This window comes from Cohnella soli (assembly GCF_042655525.1).
GTDB lineage: Bacteria > Bacillota > Bacilli > Paenibacillales > Paenibacillaceae > Cohnella > Cohnella soli.
The window spans coordinates 56,200-74,921 of record NZ_JBHSMI010000008.1; the positions used below are offsets into that span (position 1 = coordinate 56,200).

16 protein-coding genes and 1 pseudogene are annotated in these 18,722 nt (G+C 52.7%); 15 read left to right on the top strand and 2 right to left on the bottom strand.

All coding sequences use genetic code 11. The annotated features are described in order from the left end of the window. The 5 genes and pseudogenes from ACFPOF_RS03965 to coaD all read left to right on the top strand — a co-directional run. Positions 1 to 652, top strand: a pseudogene (locus ACFPOF_RS03965) (hypothetical protein); the annotation flags it as partial. 61 nt (positions 653 to 713) lie between these two features. Further along, a complete protein-coding gene (locus tag ACFPOF_RS03970) occupies positions 714 to 1,364 on the top strand; it encodes a hypothetical protein (RefSeq protein ID WP_378129814.1) in 651 nt (216 codons plus the stop codon). Positions 1,365 to 1,548: 184 nt separating this feature from the next. Continuing rightward, complete coding sequence (locus ACFPOF_RS03975; protein WP_378130076.1) at positions 1,549 to 6,450, top strand: OmpL47-type beta-barrel domain-containing protein; 4,902 nt, start codon at positions 1,549 to 1,551, stop codon at positions 6,448 to 6,450. Positions 6,451 to 6,814: 364 nt separating this feature from the next. Continuing rightward, positions 6,815 to 7,453, top strand: coding sequence for a 16S rRNA (guanine(966)-N(2))-methyltransferase RsmD (rsmD, locus tag ACFPOF_RS03980; RefSeq protein ID WP_378130078.1), 639 nt, complete (start codon positions 6,815 to 6,817; stop codon positions 7,451 to 7,453). Then, complete coding sequence (coaD, locus tag ACFPOF_RS03985; protein WP_378129816.1) at positions 7,440 to 7,970, top strand: pantetheine-phosphate adenylyltransferase; 531 nt, start codon at positions 7,440 to 7,442, stop codon at positions 7,968 to 7,970. Before rsmD ends, coaD begins: the two co-directional genes overlap by 14 nt. 45 nt (positions 7,971 to 8,015) lie before the next feature. Here coaD and ACFPOF_RS03990 read toward each other — a convergent pair whose 3' ends face one another. Then, positions 8,016 to 9,293 carry a hypothetical protein gene (locus ACFPOF_RS03990; protein ID WP_378129818.1) on the bottom strand — a complete coding sequence of 426 codons (1,278 nt, stop codon included), beginning with the start codon at positions 9,291 to 9,293 and terminating at the stop codon, positions 8,016 to 8,018. Between the two features lie 69 nt (positions 9,294 to 9,362). Next, positions 9,363 to 10,598 carry a nucleotidyltransferase gene (locus ACFPOF_RS03995; RefSeq protein WP_378129820.1) on the bottom strand — a complete coding sequence of 412 codons (1,236 nt, stop codon included), beginning with the start codon at positions 10,596 to 10,598 and terminating at the stop codon, positions 9,363 to 9,365. Positions 10,599 to 10,777: 179 nt separating this feature from the next. Here ACFPOF_RS03995 and ACFPOF_RS04000 point away from each other — a divergent pair, with 179 nt between their 5' ends. The 10 genes from ACFPOF_RS04000 (at position 10,778) to rnc (ending at position 18,719) form a co-directional block, all read left to right on the top strand. After that, positions 10,778 to 11,296, top strand: a complete 519-nt coding sequence (locus ACFPOF_RS04000) for a YceD family protein (protein WP_378129822.1) — start codon at positions 10,778 to 10,780, stop codon at positions 11,294 to 11,296. 52 nt (positions 11,297 to 11,348) lie between these two features. Further along, entirely contained in the window at positions 11,349 to 11,522 is a 174-nt protein-coding gene (rpmF, locus tag ACFPOF_RS04005) for a 50S ribosomal protein L32 (RefSeq protein WP_209747011.1), read from the top strand. A 383-nt stretch (positions 11,523 to 11,905) separates the two neighbouring features. Continuing rightward, the gene (fapR, locus tag ACFPOF_RS04010) at positions 11,906 to 12,481 is read left to right on the top strand and encodes a transcription factor FapR (protein WP_209747100.1); all 576 of its coding nucleotides are present in this window, start codon (positions 11,906 to 11,908) and stop codon (positions 12,479 to 12,481) included. 53 nt (positions 12,482 to 12,534) lie between these two features. Further along, complete coding sequence (plsX, locus tag ACFPOF_RS04015; protein WP_378129824.1) at positions 12,535 to 13,524, top strand: phosphate acyltransferase PlsX; 990 nt, start codon at positions 12,535 to 12,537, stop codon at positions 13,522 to 13,524. Between the two features lie 10 nt (positions 13,525 to 13,534). Beyond that, positions 13,535 to 14,521, top strand: a complete 987-nt coding sequence (locus tag ACFPOF_RS04020; protein WP_378129826.1) for a beta-ketoacyl-ACP synthase III — start codon at positions 13,535 to 13,537, stop codon at positions 14,519 to 14,521. Between the two features lie 50 nt (positions 14,522 to 14,571). After that, entirely contained in the window at positions 14,572 to 15,498 is a 927-nt protein-coding gene (fabD, locus tag ACFPOF_RS04025) for an ACP S-malonyltransferase (protein ID WP_378129828.1), read from the top strand. 46 nt (positions 15,499 to 15,544) lie between these two features. Further along, positions 15,545 to 16,291, top strand: a complete 747-nt coding sequence (gene fabG / locus ACFPOF_RS04030) for a 3-oxoacyl-[acyl-carrier-protein] reductase (RefSeq protein ID WP_378130080.1) — start codon at positions 15,545 to 15,547, stop codon at positions 16,289 to 16,291. Between the two features lie 65 nt (positions 16,292 to 16,356). Continuing rightward, positions 16,357 to 16,590, top strand: a complete 234-nt coding sequence (gene acpP / locus ACFPOF_RS04035) for an acyl carrier protein (protein ID WP_378129830.1) — start codon at positions 16,357 to 16,359, stop codon at positions 16,588 to 16,590. A gap of 99 nt (positions 16,591 to 16,689) precedes the next feature. Next, positions 16,690 to 17,928, top strand: a complete 1,239-nt coding sequence (fabF, locus tag ACFPOF_RS04040; protein WP_378129832.1) for a beta-ketoacyl-ACP synthase II — start codon at positions 16,690 to 16,692, stop codon at positions 17,926 to 17,928. 89 nt (positions 17,929 to 18,017) lie between these two features. Next, entirely contained in the window at positions 18,018 to 18,719 is a 702-nt protein-coding gene (rnc, locus tag ACFPOF_RS04045; RefSeq protein WP_378129834.1) for a ribonuclease III, read from the top strand. Positions 18,720 to 18,722: the final 3 nt, after the last annotated feature.

An 18,722-nucleotide genomic window follows, 5' to 3' on the forward strand; every position in this document is an offset into this window, starting at 1 on the left:
AAAAGGGTACTTACTGAATGCTCAGGGTAAGCCCATACCGGGAGTCACGATTAATGCAGATAACCAACTGCTCTATGACAGCCACATGCAAAGCGTTACCGACGAGAAGGGATTCTATCGGATTGAATTAGCTCACGTTCCCGCAACCTGGGTAATGTCCACGACTTTCACCCGTGAGTACAACGGCAAGGAGCAAAGATTCTATCTAAGGTCTGATGTCGATCAACCGTTCGCCGGGAGTTCAGGAGCCATTCGCAATTTTACTTTGAAGAATGTCGTAGGGCATATTGAAATCAATCCTGATTTTTGGTCATTCGACGATAATTTGCCGGAATTCAAAATGAGCGACCTGGAAGTTACGCTCACGCCTGTTGGCGCTTTATTCGACGGCAGTGCGGGCCAAACGATAACAGTACGTGCGGATGCACTCCCAACAGGAGGTCATGGAGTGGATAAAATACCGCTCGGCCGGTACAAGATCGCTGTGAGATGGATGCCGGATGGGCACGATCCTATGCCTATGTTGTTAAGCATCACAGGCACCGGTAAATTTGCCCAGTCTCTCGAATTTGATTTCTACAATCCACTAGGGTCGCCTTCCATATTTGTGAACAAATTTGAAGCCAAGCTCAGCAGTTCGACCGGAAATTAGACCAAGCGCGAGTGAAGCCTCTCAGATCTGGAGAGGCTTCACTGCGAAGGAGATCAATGTCATGGAGGTCCTAATCGTAAGCATTGTGGGAATCGTCGTATTTTTGTTGTATTTTAATACTGATTTTTACTCAAGTGATAAAGGGAAATCCAACAATTCATCTTATATTATCAGATCAAATACAGAGATCGTCTCGCTAATTAATAGATTAGATCAATTGGGATATTACAAATATGTTGAACGTACAAGGAAAAGGGAAATAAAGAAAGACGCAATGAGTGCCGGTTGTCTCTTTGGTTGGGAACAATCCGGAAGAGAGTTTATGTCGGATGCTGAAAGCTTGGCAGAAGGTGGAGTCGGCGAGTTCATTAAAGCGATAGATCCGTTTTTAAGAACCCAGAATGTGCAGATAACTAAGGTAAATGATGATCTGGTTGATACGGACTATTCTGTTGAAATAAATGGGGAATCGTACAAGATATACAGCGGAGATGAATTGCACCAAAATATTTGGGAACTCAGTACAATAAGAGCTTTCGGAATCGTTAACAAACTTTTGGAGGCAGCATCCTCGGATGAAAGGGTCTACATTCTCTATGGCGGCAATGAACTAAGAGCTGTGTTTCTAACATCTAAAATGTTCAAAGTAATCAACGGATCGAAATTCATACCTGATAAAGACAAGCCGATAATGACTCCCGAGTACGCTTAAGGATATGTTTGAAGCCTGGAGTTGTGCCTCCGGGCTTCTTTTATTTCAGCTCGAAGGGTGAAGAAAGTTCAGCCTCCCTCGTTATCCCTGCACCTTCTATAATCTGATTTGTGGAGAAGGCACGCCCTTCACTGAGTAGAAGAATGGATGAGGAGATGTTGAAATCATGTCTCGATTTTTGAAAATGCTTATGAGCCTGGTTGTCGTACTGTCGGCCATATCGCTGTCACCGGCGGGCAAAATAAGTGCGCAAGGACTCGGCCAGTGGCTTTGGTGGAGTGAAACAGGAGATGTATATCATACGTTTGGAGCGAACACGAATATTACGATCAATACCGGCAAGATGCAAATTATTCCCGCTTGTTCCGAAGGCGTTTCCGACGGAATGACGGCGTGGACCGACCTCTACATCGTGCCGAGCGGAAGTCTAACGGCGCTCTCCAATGGGGATGAGCTAAAGGACATTTCGGGTGATGGGCCGAACACGGTCATGAGTCTATCAAGCGGTATATTTATTTCCGAGACGCTCGGTTATACAGGTCCGGATGGGAAAATTCCGCCGGGAAAATACGCCGTTGTTTTCGATGAATGTCAAGATGGAAAATACGATTACTTGGTAGACGGGGTTATCGATCCGGCTTTCGAAGTGAATTATACGACGGGTGTCGTTCCTCCGCTCGACTTGACACAATTGAAGAAAGACGCGGAGAAAAAAGCGAAGTACTGGGAAAAGTTTCATGATTATACGAAGAAACTCTTTGATTTTTCAAAGGCTGAAGATGCCCATAATCCTAACGAGAAATTTGTAGATTTCTTGATGAGAACCGGGCTTCCGGAGCCCCGTGCCATGGCGCTTATTCAACTGGCGAATCAAGCGAAGCACTATGCAGGAATTGCCGCAGATCCGCCTAACCCGGATTATCAGCACGTAACGCCGTTAGGCGATCGGCCAGTCATTGACTTTCAGAGCAGCGATCCATTGGATCTAGCTACGCAAGCAGTCGCTAATGAAGCGGCAGTGGAGCAAGCGATCAATCAACAAATGTGGACGCTGCTTGAGAGGTATCAAGGCGCTCAGGCTGCAGGCGATGTCAACTGGGCATTGACGAATGCCAAGGAACTAAGCAACAACGTGAATTTGCTCATTGCACAATTGCAACGTACGAATCAAAGCATATCTCGGATGAATCAAGCTTTGGCGGCAGATTCGCGACCTCTGACAGATACCGCTGCCCAGATGGAGCAGCTTCGCAGTAGAGTGGCAACATCAGGATTTACGAATGATGAGATCGCATTTTTTCAAGATATCGGCATGAGTGATGCCGAAATTGCGCAGTTCAAAGCTGATTTTATTGCAAAAGACTTCTTGTTCACCAAAGCTGACATGCTCAATTGGGGCGCTGGACTCATAGACGATAATAATGTTTTTGGCGCTAATCTAGTTACTTTCGGTAATCAAATGGTCGACTTGATTAATCAACTCCTTCAGGATCCGGCCGTTCGTAACGATGATCCTACCGCAAAAGCCGGCGGACCTTATTCCGGGAATGAAGGCAGCGCAATCGCATTCGACGGCTCATCATCCTCCAGTTCTGCCGGCATTACGAAATACGAGTGGGATTTCAACAATGACGGCAACTTCGATGATGCGCAGGGAGCAGTCGTATCTCATACATTCACGCAGTCTTATACAGGGCTCGTCGGGTTAAAGGTGACGGATACTGCCGGAAAGGAATCCGTCGATTATGCGAAGGTAACTGTCGCTGACGTGAACCGGCCTCCGGTCATATCGTCGAGTTCACCCTTAGAACGGAAAGTCGCACTCCATATCGGAGAGACGAAGACATTCGAGGTTGTTGCTACGGATCCAGATAACGACGCGACCGCAGTGACTTGGTATGTGGACGGCGTTCAATCGGGAACGGGTACATCCTTTGCATTTAATGATCCTTCGGCAAATGCCGGCATTCACCAGATCGCTGCGATCGTTGCCGATGCGGGAACGCTTGGCGGATCTGCGCGTATCAGTTGGACATTGCAGTTGTTAAAGAAGCCGCAGCCGGGAAATCACACGCCAAAGGCATTCTTTTATCCTGTCGGTGCAGGGAAGAACGTTGCCGCGCTGGAAGAAGGCGCAAAAATCGAAGCCTATTCCAGCCAATTTGCCGGTAATGGGTATAGCCCCGAGAATATGTTGCAATTTGATCCACAAGGACGGTGGGCTACAGCGAAAAGTACGGACCAGTGGGTTAAAATCAGCCTGGCTGACGGCAAAGAGCAATTCATTGATCGAATCCAAATCAGACCTTATTCTTATCAGAGGGTTAAGGATTTTGAGGTTGCCGTATCCACGACGACGCTAGACGATAGTGCTTTTACGACAGTGTTACGGGCCACGGCAGCAGACAATGCAAATTTGCAAGATTTTAAGCTAGATCAACCGGTTATGGCTAAATATATTCTTTACAAGCCGCTTAGCAGTAGAGAAAGCTCACCTTATATCTCTACCCAGCAGTTTAAAGTAAAAACAAGTCAAATCGGCGGGCCGGTCGTTTCGTTTAAAAACACGTCAACTGACGAGGATAACGATATCGTGTCCTGGAATTGGGATTTTGGCGATCATAGTGCTGTCAGCACTGAAAAAGAACCGACTCATACATTCCCAAGCGTGGGAACCTATAACGTTACGCTTACGGTAACCGATTCGCAAGGACATTCGAACAGCGTTTCTTTGGATCAAACGGTTGAGCCTGTCGATTTTGAGTATCTCCCCAAAAATCCGAAGGAGGGAGGTTTGGTCACTTTCGTGAATACGACGGCAGGCGCCGATGAGGGAGCCTTAACGTCGAGTAAATGGTTGTTCCATGATAATAATACGGCAACAGGACTAACTGCGAGTCGTAAATACGATGATAACAAAACCTACAAGGTTACGCTTAATGTCGTGACAAAGGATGGTCAGTCCTATCAGGTTACAAAAGATGTAACAGTATTCAATGCACCGCCGACAGTTCAAGTTGGACGTGACGTTACTGTTCGCGCTGGTCAGAAGTTTGAGTCTGTTACCCAAATCAGCGATCCGGGTGGAAAGGATCAATTCACTTGTTTATGGGATTTTGGGGACGGGACGACATCAATAGCCTGCAATTTCAGTCATGCTTATCCGGCTATGGAGAAGGATGCACCTGATAAAACCTACACCGCGAATTTAACCGTGACAGATAATGACGGCGGTGAGGCTCAAGCTAGCAAAAAAATCACGACTCGTGCAGAACGTACGCCTAAACTTATCGCGTTCTATACGTTCGATGATACCTTCAAGGACTTTTCAGGGAATGGAAACGACGCGAAGCCGGTGATGAGAACGCCGACGTTTGTGCCGGGCGTTAAAGGGAAAGCCGCCCAATTTGATCCCACAAGCGGGCTTCAGGTCATGGACAATGACTCCCTTGATTTGTCGACTTCTTTTACCTTCTCCATGTGGCTGTATAAAGAGGATGGCGGATTCGGAGGATATGCACCGTGTGCACCTGTTTTTGCTAAAGGAGATACTGCCGCGTATGGACCGTACGCGCTCATGCATGACGCTACCGGCAAGTCGCCAGGCGTTCGATTGGTAGGCGGAGATAGCCCTAATTACTTATCTTTTGGATTTACCAATACGCCTGCGGACTTTAAACAGTGGTATCTTGCGACGGCTACTTGGGACGGGAATGTGATTAAGTTTTACATCAATGGTGAATTAAGAGCAACAAGTCCATGGAATGGGGTGTTGCCGAATACAACCGATAATCTTGTTATTGGTTTCGATCCGCCTGGGATTACGGAATATTATCACGGTCTGATGGATGATTTTAGAATCTACAACTATGCTCTTACGGAGCAGGAAGTAAAAGATTTGTATAACCTTAAAGATCCGACGCCAGAGGATAAAACGCCGCCTGTTACAACCGCGAGTCTGAACCCTTCGGCTCCAAACGGGAATAACAGTTGGTATACAACCAATGTCGGTCTTACGCTTAGTGCGGTGGGTGAAGGCTCCGGAATTGCCAAGACGGAGTATCGCCATGCAGGAGGAAGCTGGATTCCTTATAGCGGACAGATTACGATATCCGATGAGGGTCAGCATTCCATTGAATACCGTAGTATCGACAATGCCGGGAATGTAGAAGATACCAAATCCGTTCAGGTGAAAGTGGATAAAGTGGCTCCAAGCACTGTCACGACCCTGGCTCCTAACCTGCCGAACGGTAATAATGGGTGGTACACCAACGATGTAACGGTTACTCTGTCATCGACGGATACGGGGTCAGGTTTGAGCAAAATTGAATATCGGGTAGACGGGGGCGCATGGACGAATTATGGGAACGCAATCCTTTTAGCTAGTGAGGGCACGCATCAAGTGGAGTATCGAGGTGTCGACCAGGCTGGGAATGTAGAAGATACCAGATCCGTTCAAGCGAAAGTGGATAAAGCGGCTCCAAGCACCGTCGCGTTCGTGACTTCAAACGAAAATAACGGATGGTACACCGACGATGTAACGGTTGCTCTGTCATCAACGGATACCGGGTCAGGTTTGAGTAAAATTGAATATCGGGTAAACGGCGGCGAATGGAAAATCTATAAGTCTGCTCTTCTTTTTACCAATGACGGTACTCATCAAGTGGATTATCGTGGCGTTGATCTGGCGGGTAATGTAGAAGATGTAAAGACGAGTACAATTATTATTGATAAGACTGCCCCTGAAGTTAGTTTTAATCTTAATCTTGGCGTGCTGTGGCCACCTAATCATAAAATGGTCACGATCAAGGTTAAACCTGTGATCCTGAATGAAACTTCCGGTGTGAAGTCTATTGTATTAACTTCGATCACTAGCAATGAGCCGGATAATGGATTGGGCGATGGGGATACGGCGAACGATATTCAAAATGCGGAATACGGTACAGCCGACTTCGAATTTGACCTTCGCGCAGAAAGATCCGGTAAGGGTAACGGTCGAATTTATACGATCACTTATACCATTACCGATGTCGCAGGGAATGTTACTAAAGCAATATTGCACGTTTCGGTACCTCATAATCTGTAGACTGAATAAATTACGAAGCCGCTAGATGGATCCCTCTTAAGGCGACACATGCAGAACGAGGCATGTGTGTTGCTTAAGGGGGATTTGTCGGTTTTTTGGGTTGTTTTTCAAATAAAAAGTCGACCCCCGTCTCGCGACGAGGGCCTTCATGGGAGAGGAGAAACCGGACGAAGAGCTTATGGGGAAACGTAAGTCTTCTCCGCGGTTGTCCCCGGCACCTCTCGGCACCGGTACTATCATTGTGGCCTGATACAAGGAAAATATACCCGCGGTCGAAAAAATTGTGCGAACTTCGCCCGCCTTTCGGAGCGCGGAAGAATGTGGTAACATTACACCTGTCGAAAACAATCGGCTTACGTGATTCATACATGCAGGGGTTGAGCATTTGCGGGTTATTTCGGGACAAGCCAAAGGGCATCCGCTGAAAGCGGTGCCGGGCAGCAACACCCGTCCGACGACGGATAAAGTGAAAGAATCGTTATTCAGCATCATCGGTCCCTATTTCGACGGGGAGCGGGTGCTCGATCTATTCGCTGGGACAGGCGGCTTAGGCATTGAGGCTCTCAGTCGAGGCGCGGGCAGCGCCGTGTTCATCGACTCGCAGCCGCAGAGCGTAGATATCGTGAAAAAGAACCTCGCATCGACCCGGCTTGCGGACAAGGCTGAAGTGTACCGCAACGACGCTAAAAGGGCGCTGAAGCTGCTCGAGCGAGCGGGTAAGCCGTTCGATCTTGTTTTTCTCGACCCTCCATACGCTTTGAAAGACTGCGATGAAATATTACGGGGCATGGCGGTCAGAGGCTTGATCGCAGATGGCGCAACTGCAGTCGTGGAGCATCATCCGGACGTGGAATACGGAGAAGCGATCGGCTCATTCGAGCGAGTAAGGTATGCGAAATACGGCGAAATTGCGCTTTCTATATATAGATATCGCACATCACAGACAGAGGCGGAGCAGATCTCCTCCTCGGAAACGGAGGAGGAACGCCATGAGTCCCCATGAGAACCGGATCGGACACGAGACGCGGGTGGCCGTATATCCTGGGAGCTTCGACCCCGTCACTTTAGGGCACCTGGATATTATTCGGAGGGCGGCCAAGCAATTCGATCGTGTCGTAGTAGCTGTTCTGAACAATACGTTGAAATCGCCGCTGTTCAGCGTCGAGGAGCGCAAAACGCTGCTAGCGGAAGTGACGCGCGATTTTCCGAACGTTGAAATCGACAGCTTCAGGGATTTGCTTGTCAGGTATATGAGATCGAAGCAAGCGCAAGTGATCGTGAGAGGCATTCGGTCAGTCACCGACTTCGAATATGAACTGCAGATGGCTTCCACGAACAGACAGCTTGACGAAGACATCGAGACGGTATTCATGATGACGAATCCGAAATATTCTTATTTAAGCTCCAGCATTGTCAAGGAAATCGCCAAGTTTAACGGCCCGGTGCAGGATCTTGTGCCCCCGGCGGTGGAGAAGGCGCTTCAAGGCAAGTACGTTCCGCCCGATGGCGATGTGAAATAAAGTATAAGACAAAACCCGGCGAGCGAATCGCCGGGTTTTTCGCCGTTATAACTGAGGAGGGATTTCGTTCGAAGTTGACGATCTGTCACGAGGTGTCGGCGGCGACTTCGGCGGTTGCGGACGGATGGCGGCGGCAATTAGCGCGAGCAGAATAAAGACGCCGAAGCTGGCCAATGAGACGGCAATGCTGTCGGGTAGCCGCGTCCAGCCATTCGGCAGCGGTCCTCCCGTTGCCCATGCCTCTGTTGCAGCCGAGGTGACGGGGAGGAGCCCTGTCAGCCAGCCCGAAGCCTGTTCTGACAGCGCATATGTGGCGATGCCATAAGTTATGCCTAGAGCGGCAGCGCTGAGGAGTAGCCGGCTTGCGACGACTTTCGCCCAGGGGAAAGGGAACTCGCTGCCGAAGGCGGCCCGAGCCTGCAGCAAGCCGCTCCAACCGCTCCACGCGAGCGTGGCCGCGATCAGTGCCGCTGCGCCGGCGGGAGCAACGGTGAACAGGGCAGAGCGCGAGCTTTCGAATGCGCCTAGATTCATCTCGTATAAGCCAGGAAATGCGAGCCAGACGTCGTTGCCAGGCGCGAACAGCTGGATAAGCCGAACGACGACAGCGCTCATCATGATCAGGCCGCCGAGCGTCATCAGCGTAGAGACGGCGTTCGTCACTGCGTCTGCCAACTGCTTGCCGAGCGGCCGCCCGTCATCAGATCGCGCGTCCATCGTCGCTCTGACGGCGCGCTGAACGAATGCAACCGGCTGCGTCACGGGTAGAGACGGCACATTTGGCGAACGAGGCTTGGCGATTCGCGCCCAGACGAACCCGGTCAGCAGCGTCGCAATCCACAATCCGAACGCAATCGCCCAGCCAAGGGAAGGAGAGCGAAGAAACCCGTAACCGATGACAAGCACGACGAGGAAAGGGTTTGGCATATGCGAGACGAGCAACGCGGTATCGACGTCGCTGTCGCGAAGCAGGCCGTTTTCTCTTAGCCTGGCCGTTTCCTTAGCGCCCGCAGGTATGCCTGCTGACCACCCGAAAGCAATCGCCCAGCCGGCGGCGCCGGGAAGACGGAACAGCCTTCTCGTAAGCGGCTCAGCGATTGCAGCGAAGCCATGAAGCAAGCCGGAAGCTGCGAGCAGCTCCGCGAGAAGAAGAGGAGGCAGCAGGCCTGGAAACACGTTCTGCCACCATATTTGCAAACCCTCGAGCGACGCACGGAATGCTTCCCCGGGTGAAGCTACGATGCCTGCTACGATAGCCAAGGCAGCGGTCCCGGTGACGAGGGTCAAGAGCAGCGAACGTTTGCGACCTTTGCGATTGAACAAAAAAAGCCCCCCGATCCGATACATTATCAATGTACGTTCCGGGGGGCTTCGATAGACCTTCTTGTCCATTTAGACGCGAATCGGAGACAAAGTGAAATCGCGATATGCGGCGCCGGGCGGGGATATCGGCATGCCCAGCGCGTACACGGCTGTCGCCTGCGCGTCCATCTCAAGGTAAGGCGAACTGTGCTCTGCGGCAGACGAAATGACCGGAACCGAAGCTTTGCTGCGCATCTCCTTCAACAGGGCGCGTCCGCCCTCAGTGAAGCCGAGCACACGAATATACGTTATGCCGTCTTGTAGCCGTGAAGTCGTCAACAATTCTTGTCGGTGGCCGAGCAGGATGCGAAGGAGCGTACGCTGCAGCTTCGTACGTGTATATCTTTTCGTTTTTAACCCGTCGAGGAGTGCATCGATCGTGTATGCAGGCATATCTCGCAATACTTTTTTGATCCGGTGCTCCAGCCCTTCGGTCACTTCTGCGTATTCGGCTAATCGCTCCGGGTTTTGGCGGAACAGTTCATGGAAGAGAGGGCGGGCGAATCGTTCCCAATGGACGGGGCCGCGACCTTCTTTTAACTCCCGTCTCAGCACATCCAGCGTTGTCGCAGGGACGAACGGAGCGAGCTCATCAATCGACCCGGCTTGTCCGAAAAGTAATTTGCGTAGAGCGGTCGCGCTGGCGATTCGCGCGTCGGTAATGTCGGTCTGTCCGTAACCGGACTTTTCCCGCAGCACAGTGTGTGGTACGATTCGGCTATTCAGCTTGCGCAAGGCGAGCAAATAATGCAAGCCCAGCGTATGGTTCGGCTGAGCCAATGCGAAGATGAGTCCATCCTTGCCGCAATCGCTCAAAAAAGTGGCGGACGCGTTCGTGAATGCTGAAGGGTATGGCAGTCCGGTTTTCAGTTCGGCTTCGAGCAGGGTAGCGAAGGCCGGCGGCTCGTCCGCAAGCAATGCGGCAGCTTCGAGCAAGGCGTCGATGTTCCCGCTTTCGCTGCCGAAACAGAGCGAATCGACGATCCCGGTCGCCTCAAGCACGGCGACAGCGCCGTAAGCGAACCATTGGGCAGGTTGGGAGCTGTAGGCGACGGGCAACTCAAGCACGAGATCGCATCCTGCGAGCAGCGCCATCTCCGTTCGTGCCCATTTGTCGGCCATCGCCGGTTCTCCCCGCTGCAGAAAATGTCCGCTCATAACGGCGACGACGCTGTCCGCCCCCGTTATTTTTTTCGATTGTTGCAAATGATACAAATGCCCGTTGTGCAACGGGTTATACTCGACGATGACACCGACGGTTGACATGGCCGCCTCCTATGCGAAAATTCATCGATGCCCGGAGGCGCTGAATTAGCGTTCAGGCTTGACTGCCCCAATATACCACGTGAACGCCCGAGAGTGAAGAAGGGCGTATTCTCGTGAATATATTGACAAAGCCTCGCTGATCTCGATATAATAATTTTTGTTTGTTTGGAGTGATCCTAATGTTGCTTAGAGTACAAGAACTTGCGGCCAGGCAAGAGCCGCTGCACGTGTCGGGTGCATTGGATTTGACGGAATTGTTCCGGGACAACCCCGAGTTCAAGCCGCTCAAACCAGTCGAATTTGATTTGACCGCCCAAGCGTCAGAAGATCGGATTCTCGTAACCGGTCAACTCGCCTGCGAAGTCCGCATGCAGTGTTCCCGTTGCTTAGAGTTGTTTGACGAAACAATGAACGTTCCTTTTGAGGAGCATTTCCGTGTCGTGAACGATGAAGAAGCGACGGTGAGCGAAGACGACGAAGCTGTCCCAGTCACGGAGGAACGGATTGATCTGATGCCTTACGTAGCAGAGGAGTTCGTCGTACAGCTGCCTTTCGCGCCCCTTTGCAAAGAAGATTGCAAAGGCTTGTGCCCGGAATGCGGAAACAACCTGAACGAACAATCGTGCGGTTGCAATACGGAGAAGATCGATCCCCGTATGGCTGCGCTTCAGGATTGGTTTAAATCTCAGGAAGAGTAGTAGAAGGCTCCGCGGCCGACGTTACTCGGATCTGAATAAGGAGGTGGCAGCAATGGCAGTCCCTTTTGCGAAGACATCGAAAGCCCGCAAACACAAGCGCCGGACGCACTTTAAGTTGGTGGTTCCTGGTATGGTGAAATGCGAGCAGTGCGGAGAGTTGAAACTTTCGCACCGCGTATGCAAAGTGTGCGGTACTTACAAAGCGCGCGAAATCATCAAGCAATAAAGCTTAGACGCGTCCGGATCGACGACGGGACAGCGCATCGGTTGCCTAACAGCCGCACGATGCGCGATCGCGCTCTCGTTGCAACCAGGCGCGTTTTTCTTTATACTCTTTTTGGCACCTGGTATTAAAAAAACACTTCGTGATCATAAGCGAACTTATTGAACATCCTCGATTCAATCGAGTTCAAAAAGTTCGGTTATCAGCACCGAGAAGGTTGGGTGAAGCAAGGAAATGAGGATCGGAGCGTAGGCAAAACCTACGTGAGAACCGGAAGTTCCGTGCAGCATTCAAGATTCGACGTCGAATATGCTTCTTGAAATTACTTCGTAATCATAAGCGGACTTTTTGAACTTCCTCTAACGGAATGAAAGCGGGGGGTAGGCATGGAACGGCTTCCTAAACGTCAACGTCATCAACAGCTTAGCCGGCTACTGGACGAGAATCCGTTTCTCACCGACCGGGAATTGACCCGCCTGCTGAAGGTCAGCATTCAGACGATCCGCTTGGATCGGCTGGAGCTAGCCATTCCAGAATTGAGGGAACGGCTCAAACTCATGGCGGAAAGGTCTTACGACTCCGTAAAATCATTGCCGCTGCACGAGGTTATCGGCGATATTTTGGATTTGCAGCTCGACAAAAGCGGTATTTCTTTATTCGAAATCAGAGACGAACACGTGTTTTCTCGTACGGGCATCGCCAGGGGACATCACGTATTCGCGCAGGCGAACTCGCTGGCAGTTGCGGTCATCAACGACGAAATCGCGCTGACGGCTTCCGCGGACATTCGTTTTATCCGTCCTGCAAGATTGGGCGAGAAATGCATCGCCAAAGCGTATGTAAGAACGAGCGGCGAGCAAAAAGGCAAAGCGAAAGTCGAAGTGTTTACGTACGTCGGCGAAGAGATGGTGTTTCAGGGTAATTTCATCATCTACAGATCCGCTGGAGAATCGAAAACATAGACCGGGAAGCCAACAAAGTCACAAAGTTCGATTTTCAGAAAGGAATGTTGTCCATGCGGATTGCGATTGACGTCATGGGCGGGGACCATGCGCCGCGCGCCCAGGTCGAAAGCGCCAAAGCCGCTGCCGCCGAATGGCCGGATACGCAACTCATCCTCGTCGGGGACCCGGAAGCGATTAAGCCGCTGCTCGGTCCCGATGTTCCTGCAAATATCACGATTGAAAGCGCGCTTGAAGTCATCGGTAGCGAAGATGAGCCGGTGAAAGCGGTACGCCGCAAAACCAACTCCTCGATGGTTGTCGCCGGCAGGCTTGTGAAAGAAGGCAAAGCCGATGCGATGATTTCCGCCGGGAACACTGGAGCGCTTATGGCAACGGGGCTGCTCGTTGTCGGACGGCTGAAAGGGATCGAACGTCCGGCGCTGGCGCCGATGTTTCCGACGCTTGACCAAGTCGGCATTCTTGCCCTTGACATGGGCGCCAACATGGATGCGAAACCAGAGCATTTGCTTCAATACGCGATTATGGGCAGCATGTACCGAAGCAAGGTCCATGGCATCGCCAATCCGCGCGTCGGATTGTTGAACGTTGGCACGGAAGCGGCCAAAGGCAATGAATTGACGAAAGCGGCGTATGAACTGCTCGAGCAAGCGCCGATTAACTTCGTCGGCAACGTCGAATCGAGAGATGTGCTGAACGGCCCGTGCGATGTCGTCGTATGCGACGGTTTCTCCGGGAATATTATGCTGAAGTCGATCGAAGGCGCAGCATCCGTCGTGTTCAAAGTGCTTAGGGAACAGATGACGTCGTCGTTCACTGCGAAGATCGCGGCGTCGATTTTAAAACCGAAACTTCGCAAAGTGAGAGAATTGTTCGACTACAACGAATACAACGGGGCGCCACTCCTCGGCGTGAACGGGCTGGTCATCAAAGCGCATGGCTCGTCCGATGCGAACGCCATGAAGGTGGCGATTCGTGAAACCCGCAAGACGATCGGCAACGGACTTATTTCGGCGATTGCCGAAGAAATCAGCGGAAAGTGAGTAGAGGCGAATGAACGGAATTTCCGTCGGCATCCTCGGAACGGGCAAATACGTTCCGGAACGGCGTCTAACGAACCAAGATCTGGAGAAGATGGTGGAAACGAACGACGAGTGGATCGTCACTCGTACGGGGATGAAGGAAAGAAGAATCGCGGCGCCTGAACAGGCAACGTCGGACCTTGCTTATGAGGCGTCTATTCAAGCGCTTAAAGCGGCAGGCGTGACGGCCGAGGAACTCGATCTCATCATCGTAGCGACGATTACGCCCGACATGTTTTTCCCGTCTACCGCTTGCATCCTGCAGGAGAAGCTCGGCGCGAAGAACGCGGCGGCGTTCGATTTATCGGCCGCGTGCTCGGGCTTTATTTACGGTTTGGCGAACGCCAACGGCTTCATTGCGACAGGTGTGTACAAAAAGATTCTCGTTGTTGGCGCCGAAACCTTGTCTCGTATTACGGACTATACGGACCGCAATACGGCGATTTTGTTCGGAGACGGAGCGGGTGCGGTCGTCGTCGGGGAAGTGCCGCAAGGCCGGGGGTTCAAATCGTTTAAGCTGGGTGCAGACGGCGCGGGCGGAGATCTCCTTCGCATTTGCGGCGGCGGTTCGAGGTTGCCGTCGACGGAACAGACGGTCGGCGAACGAAAGCATTTTATCGAAATGAACGGTCGCGACGTGTTTAAATTCGCGGTCCGCATTATGGGCAGTGCGGCAGAGGAAGCATTAGCGACAGCTGGCTACGAGAAATCCGATATCGATCTGCTTATCCCTCATCAAGCGAATATTCGAATTATTCAATCCGCGCTCGAGCGCTTGGAGCTGTCCGCCGATAAGGCAATGATCAACCTGGACAAGTACGGCAACATGTCAGCGGCTTCGATTCCGCTCGCGCTCGCCGAAGCGGTCGAGCAGGGACGGGTGAAAGAAGGCGACAAGCTTGTGCTCGTCGGTTTCGGCGGGGGCCTCACATGGGGTGCGTCGGTGTTGGTCTGGTAGTCGGCCTCATTCAAAACATTGTAATCGCGTCGTAAGAGGAGGAAATCTCATTGGGTAAAATCGCATTCGTGTTTCCCGGTCAAGGCGCGCAAGCGGTAGGCATGGGGAAAGACGCATACGAGAGCAACGAGGCGGCCCGCGCGGCGTTCGACAAAGCCGACGAGGTGCTCGGTTTCCCGCTCTCTGAGCTTGCGTTCGAAGGGCCTGACGAGTTGCTTCGCCAGACGGCAAACACGCAGCCCGCGCTACTGGCGACGAGTTATGCGCTTCTGGAAATGTACAAAGCTCAAGGCGTCAAGCCTGATTTCGTGGCTGGACATTCCTTGGGCGAATACAGTGCGCTCGTCGCGGCTGGCGTTCTCGAGTTCGAAGACGCGCTTATGCTCGTGCGTATGCGCGGACAATTCATGGAACAAGCTGTTCCTAGCGGCAAAGGCGCGATGGCCGCCGTTCTCGGCGCCGAACGCGAAGCGCTTCAAACGCTATGCGAAGACGTATCCGCCAGCATAGGGCGCGTTGAGCTTGCTAACGTGAATTGCCCGGGACAAATCGTCGTTTCCGGTTCAGCCGAAGGTGTCGCGGCGATCGGCGAGCGCGGCAAGGAAGCCGGAGCGAAACGGGTTATCCCGCTTGATGTAAGCGGACCGTTCCATTCTTCGCTCATGCAGCCGGCTGCCGATAACTTGGCGGAGGAACTGGCTAAAGTCGAATTTCTGGATGCGGAAGTACCTGTCGTCGCTAACGTGCACGCGCAAGCGGTCACCTCGGGGAACGAGCTTCGCGAATTGCTCGTGAAGCAAGTCGTCTCTCCCGTACAATGGGAAGACACGGTGAATTATTTGATCGGCCAAGGCGTCGATACGTTTGTCGAGATCGGATCGGGCTCCGTGCTGGCAGGCTTGATCAAGAAAATTGACAAATCGGTTCGAGTTATCTCGGTGAACAGCGCCGAGGCGGCTACTGCGGTTGCGCAATGAAGGCGAAACTGCGAAAATGGAGCGGGAGGGTGAACGGAACATGACGATGTGGAGTTTGGAAGGGAAAAGCGCGCTCGTAACCGGAGCATCCCGCGGCATCGGTCGCGCGATCGCCATCGCACTCGCCGAAGCGGGAGCGGACGTCGCCGTGAACTACTCCGGCAGCGAAGCCGCGGCAGCGGAGACGGTCAAGGCGATCGAAGCGCTCGGCCGCAAGGCGATCGCCGTTAAGGCGAACGTCGGCAAGTCCGCCGAGTTCGAAGCGTTGGTCGCTGCGTCGCTGGAAGCGTTCGGCAAGCTGGACATTCTCGTAAACAATGCCGGGATTACCCGCGACAACTTGATTATGCGAATGAAGGAATCCGAATTCGATGAAGTCATCGAGACGAACCTGAAAGGCGTGTTTAACGGCGTGAAAGCCGTTACCCGCCCGATGATGAAGCAACGTTCTGGACGCATCATCAACATTTCGTCGGTCGTTGGCGTGCTCGGCAATGCGGGGCAAGCCAATTATGTCGCCGCCAAAGCCGGCGTCATCGGCTTGACGAAATCCGCGGCCAGAGAGCTCGCTTCTCGCGGCATTACAGTGAACGCTGTGGCGCCGGGCTTTATTGAGTCGGACATGACCGACAAGCTTCCCGCGGACATTCGCGAGAAAATGCAAGGAGAAATTCCGCTTGGCCGGATGGGACGCCCGGAGGATATCGCTTCGGCCGTCGTCTATCTGGCGTCCGATGCGGCTTCGTATATGACCGGCCAAACGATTCACATCGACGGCGGCATGTACATGTAGTTGGTATAGGCGCTATGGCTTTTTGTCCATGATTCACGTATAATACGTTAAGGGAGGTGAACCGGATGTCCGATGTACAAGAACGCGTTAAACGCATCGTTATCGAACGCCTGGGTGTTGAAGAGGCAGAGGTAACAGCCGAAGCATCCTTCAAAGACGACTTGGGCGCTGACTCTCTCGATGTGGTTGAACTCGTAATGGAACTCGAAGACGAATTCGACTTGGAGATTTCCGACGAGGATGCAGAGAAGATCACAACGGTGGGAGAAGTCGTTAAATACATACAATCTCATTCGTAAATGATCGACCGGGTCCCGTTATCGCGACGGGACTTCTGCACATTTATGGAACCGTTCCCGCAGCGCGGGGATTGAAATACCCTGAGAGGTGAATAGGTTTTGACACAACGCGTCGTCATTACGGGGATGGGAGTCGTGACGTCCCTCGGCTCAGATTTACCAACGTTCTGGAACAACCTGATGAACGCCAAATCCGGAATCAGCACGATCGAAGCGTTCGACACAACTGAATATACGACTAAGATCGCTGCTGAAATCAAGGATTTCGATCCTGGCTTATATATCGACAAGAAGGATTCTCGCAAAATGGACCGCTTCGTACAATTCGGCGTTGCGGCCAGCAAGCTGGCGATCGAAGACGCCAAGCTTGAAATCGGCGTTAACGCGGATCCCGAAAGGGTAGGCGTAGTTGTCGGTTCCGGCATCGGAGGGCTTGGTACGTGGGAAGACCAGCACACGGTTCTCCTGAACAAAGGTCCTCGACGCGTCAGCCCGTTCTTCATTCCGATGATGATCGCGAACATGGCCAGCGGCCAAATTTCGATGCTCACCGGAGCGAAAGGCCCGAATACGGCTGCCGTATCGGCGTGCGCGACCGGTACGCACTCCATCGGGGATTCGTTCAAAATGATCCAGCGAGGCGATGCCGACGTCATGATCTGCGGCGGTGCCGAAGCGACGATCCGTCCGATCGGCATGGCCGGCTTCTGCTCGATGCGAGCGATGAGCACGCGCAACGATGAGCCGGAGAAAGCAAGCCGGCCGTTTGACATCGATCGCGACGGATTCGTTATGGGCGAAGGTTCCGGCGTCATGATTTTGGAGTCGCTTGAGCATGCGAATGCGCGCGGGGCGAAAATTTACGGCGAAGTGATCGGCTATGGCATGAGCGGCGACGCTTACGACATGGTCGAGCCTGATCCGGAAGGCGCGGCCCGTTCGATGAAGAAGGCGATTAAAGACGCCGGCATCGAGCCAAGTGAGGTCGACTATATTAACGCGCACGGCACGTCAACTCCGATCGGAGACAAATCCGAGACGACGGCGATCAAGTCGGTGTTCGGCGAGCATGCATACAAGCTAGCTGTAAGCTCGACGAAATCAATGACCGGCCATTTGCTCGGAGCTGCCGGCGGCGTTGAAGCAGTTATCGTCGGATTGACCTTGCAGAACGGTGTCATTCCTCCTACGGCTAACCTGGACAACCAAGATCCAGAGCTTGATTTGGACTACGTTCCGAACGTGCCCCGGAAGGCGGACGTCAATATCGCATTGTCGAACTCCTTCGGATTCGGCGGTCATAACGCGACTATCATTTTGCGTAAATACGAAGCCTAATAAGCGCGTGAACGTCGACGCAGGCGGCATATGCTGTCTGCGTTCGTTCGTTTACGGGGGCTGTTCGAGCGCGGCATGGGGTGTAAACAATGAAGGAAAACTTCCAGAAGCTGCAGCAGAAAGTACAAGTCCGATTCCGCAATCCCGCGCTGCTGAAACAAGCGTTCACACACACGTCATACGTGAACGAGCAACGGGGCGCGAAGATCGCCGACAACGAGAGGCTCGAATTTCTTGGCGACGCCGTGCTGCAGTTGACCGTATCGGAATATTTGTACCGAACTTATCCGGAACGACCCGAGGGCGAGTTGACGCGGTTACGCGCCAGCATCGTCTGCGAACCATCGCTTGTCCGTTTTGCCGAGGCGCTCGAATTCGGGCAGATCGTGCTGCTCGGCAAAGGGGAGGAGCAAACGGGAGGCCGAACGCGGCCGTCGTTGCTCGCGGACGCTTTCGAAGCGTTCCTGGGCGCGCTTTACTTGGACCAAGGATTGGAAGCGGTTAGATCTTTTTTGGAACGTCATATGTTTGGCTCGCTGCCGCAGAACGGCCAGGCTCCGCTTAAAGATTATAAGACGGAGCTACAAGAGAAAGTGCAACAGACGTCGATCGGCGCGCTTGATTACAGCATCGTCGAGGAGCGTGGGCCGGCGCATGACAGGGAGTTCGTCGCGGTTGTGGCGCTTGGCAACCGGCAGTTGGGCACAGGAGCAGGGCGTTCGAAGAAAGAGGCGGAACAGCAGGCGGCTTCGCGTGCGCTGGCTGCGTTCGCGGAACATTTTCCCGGCTGACTC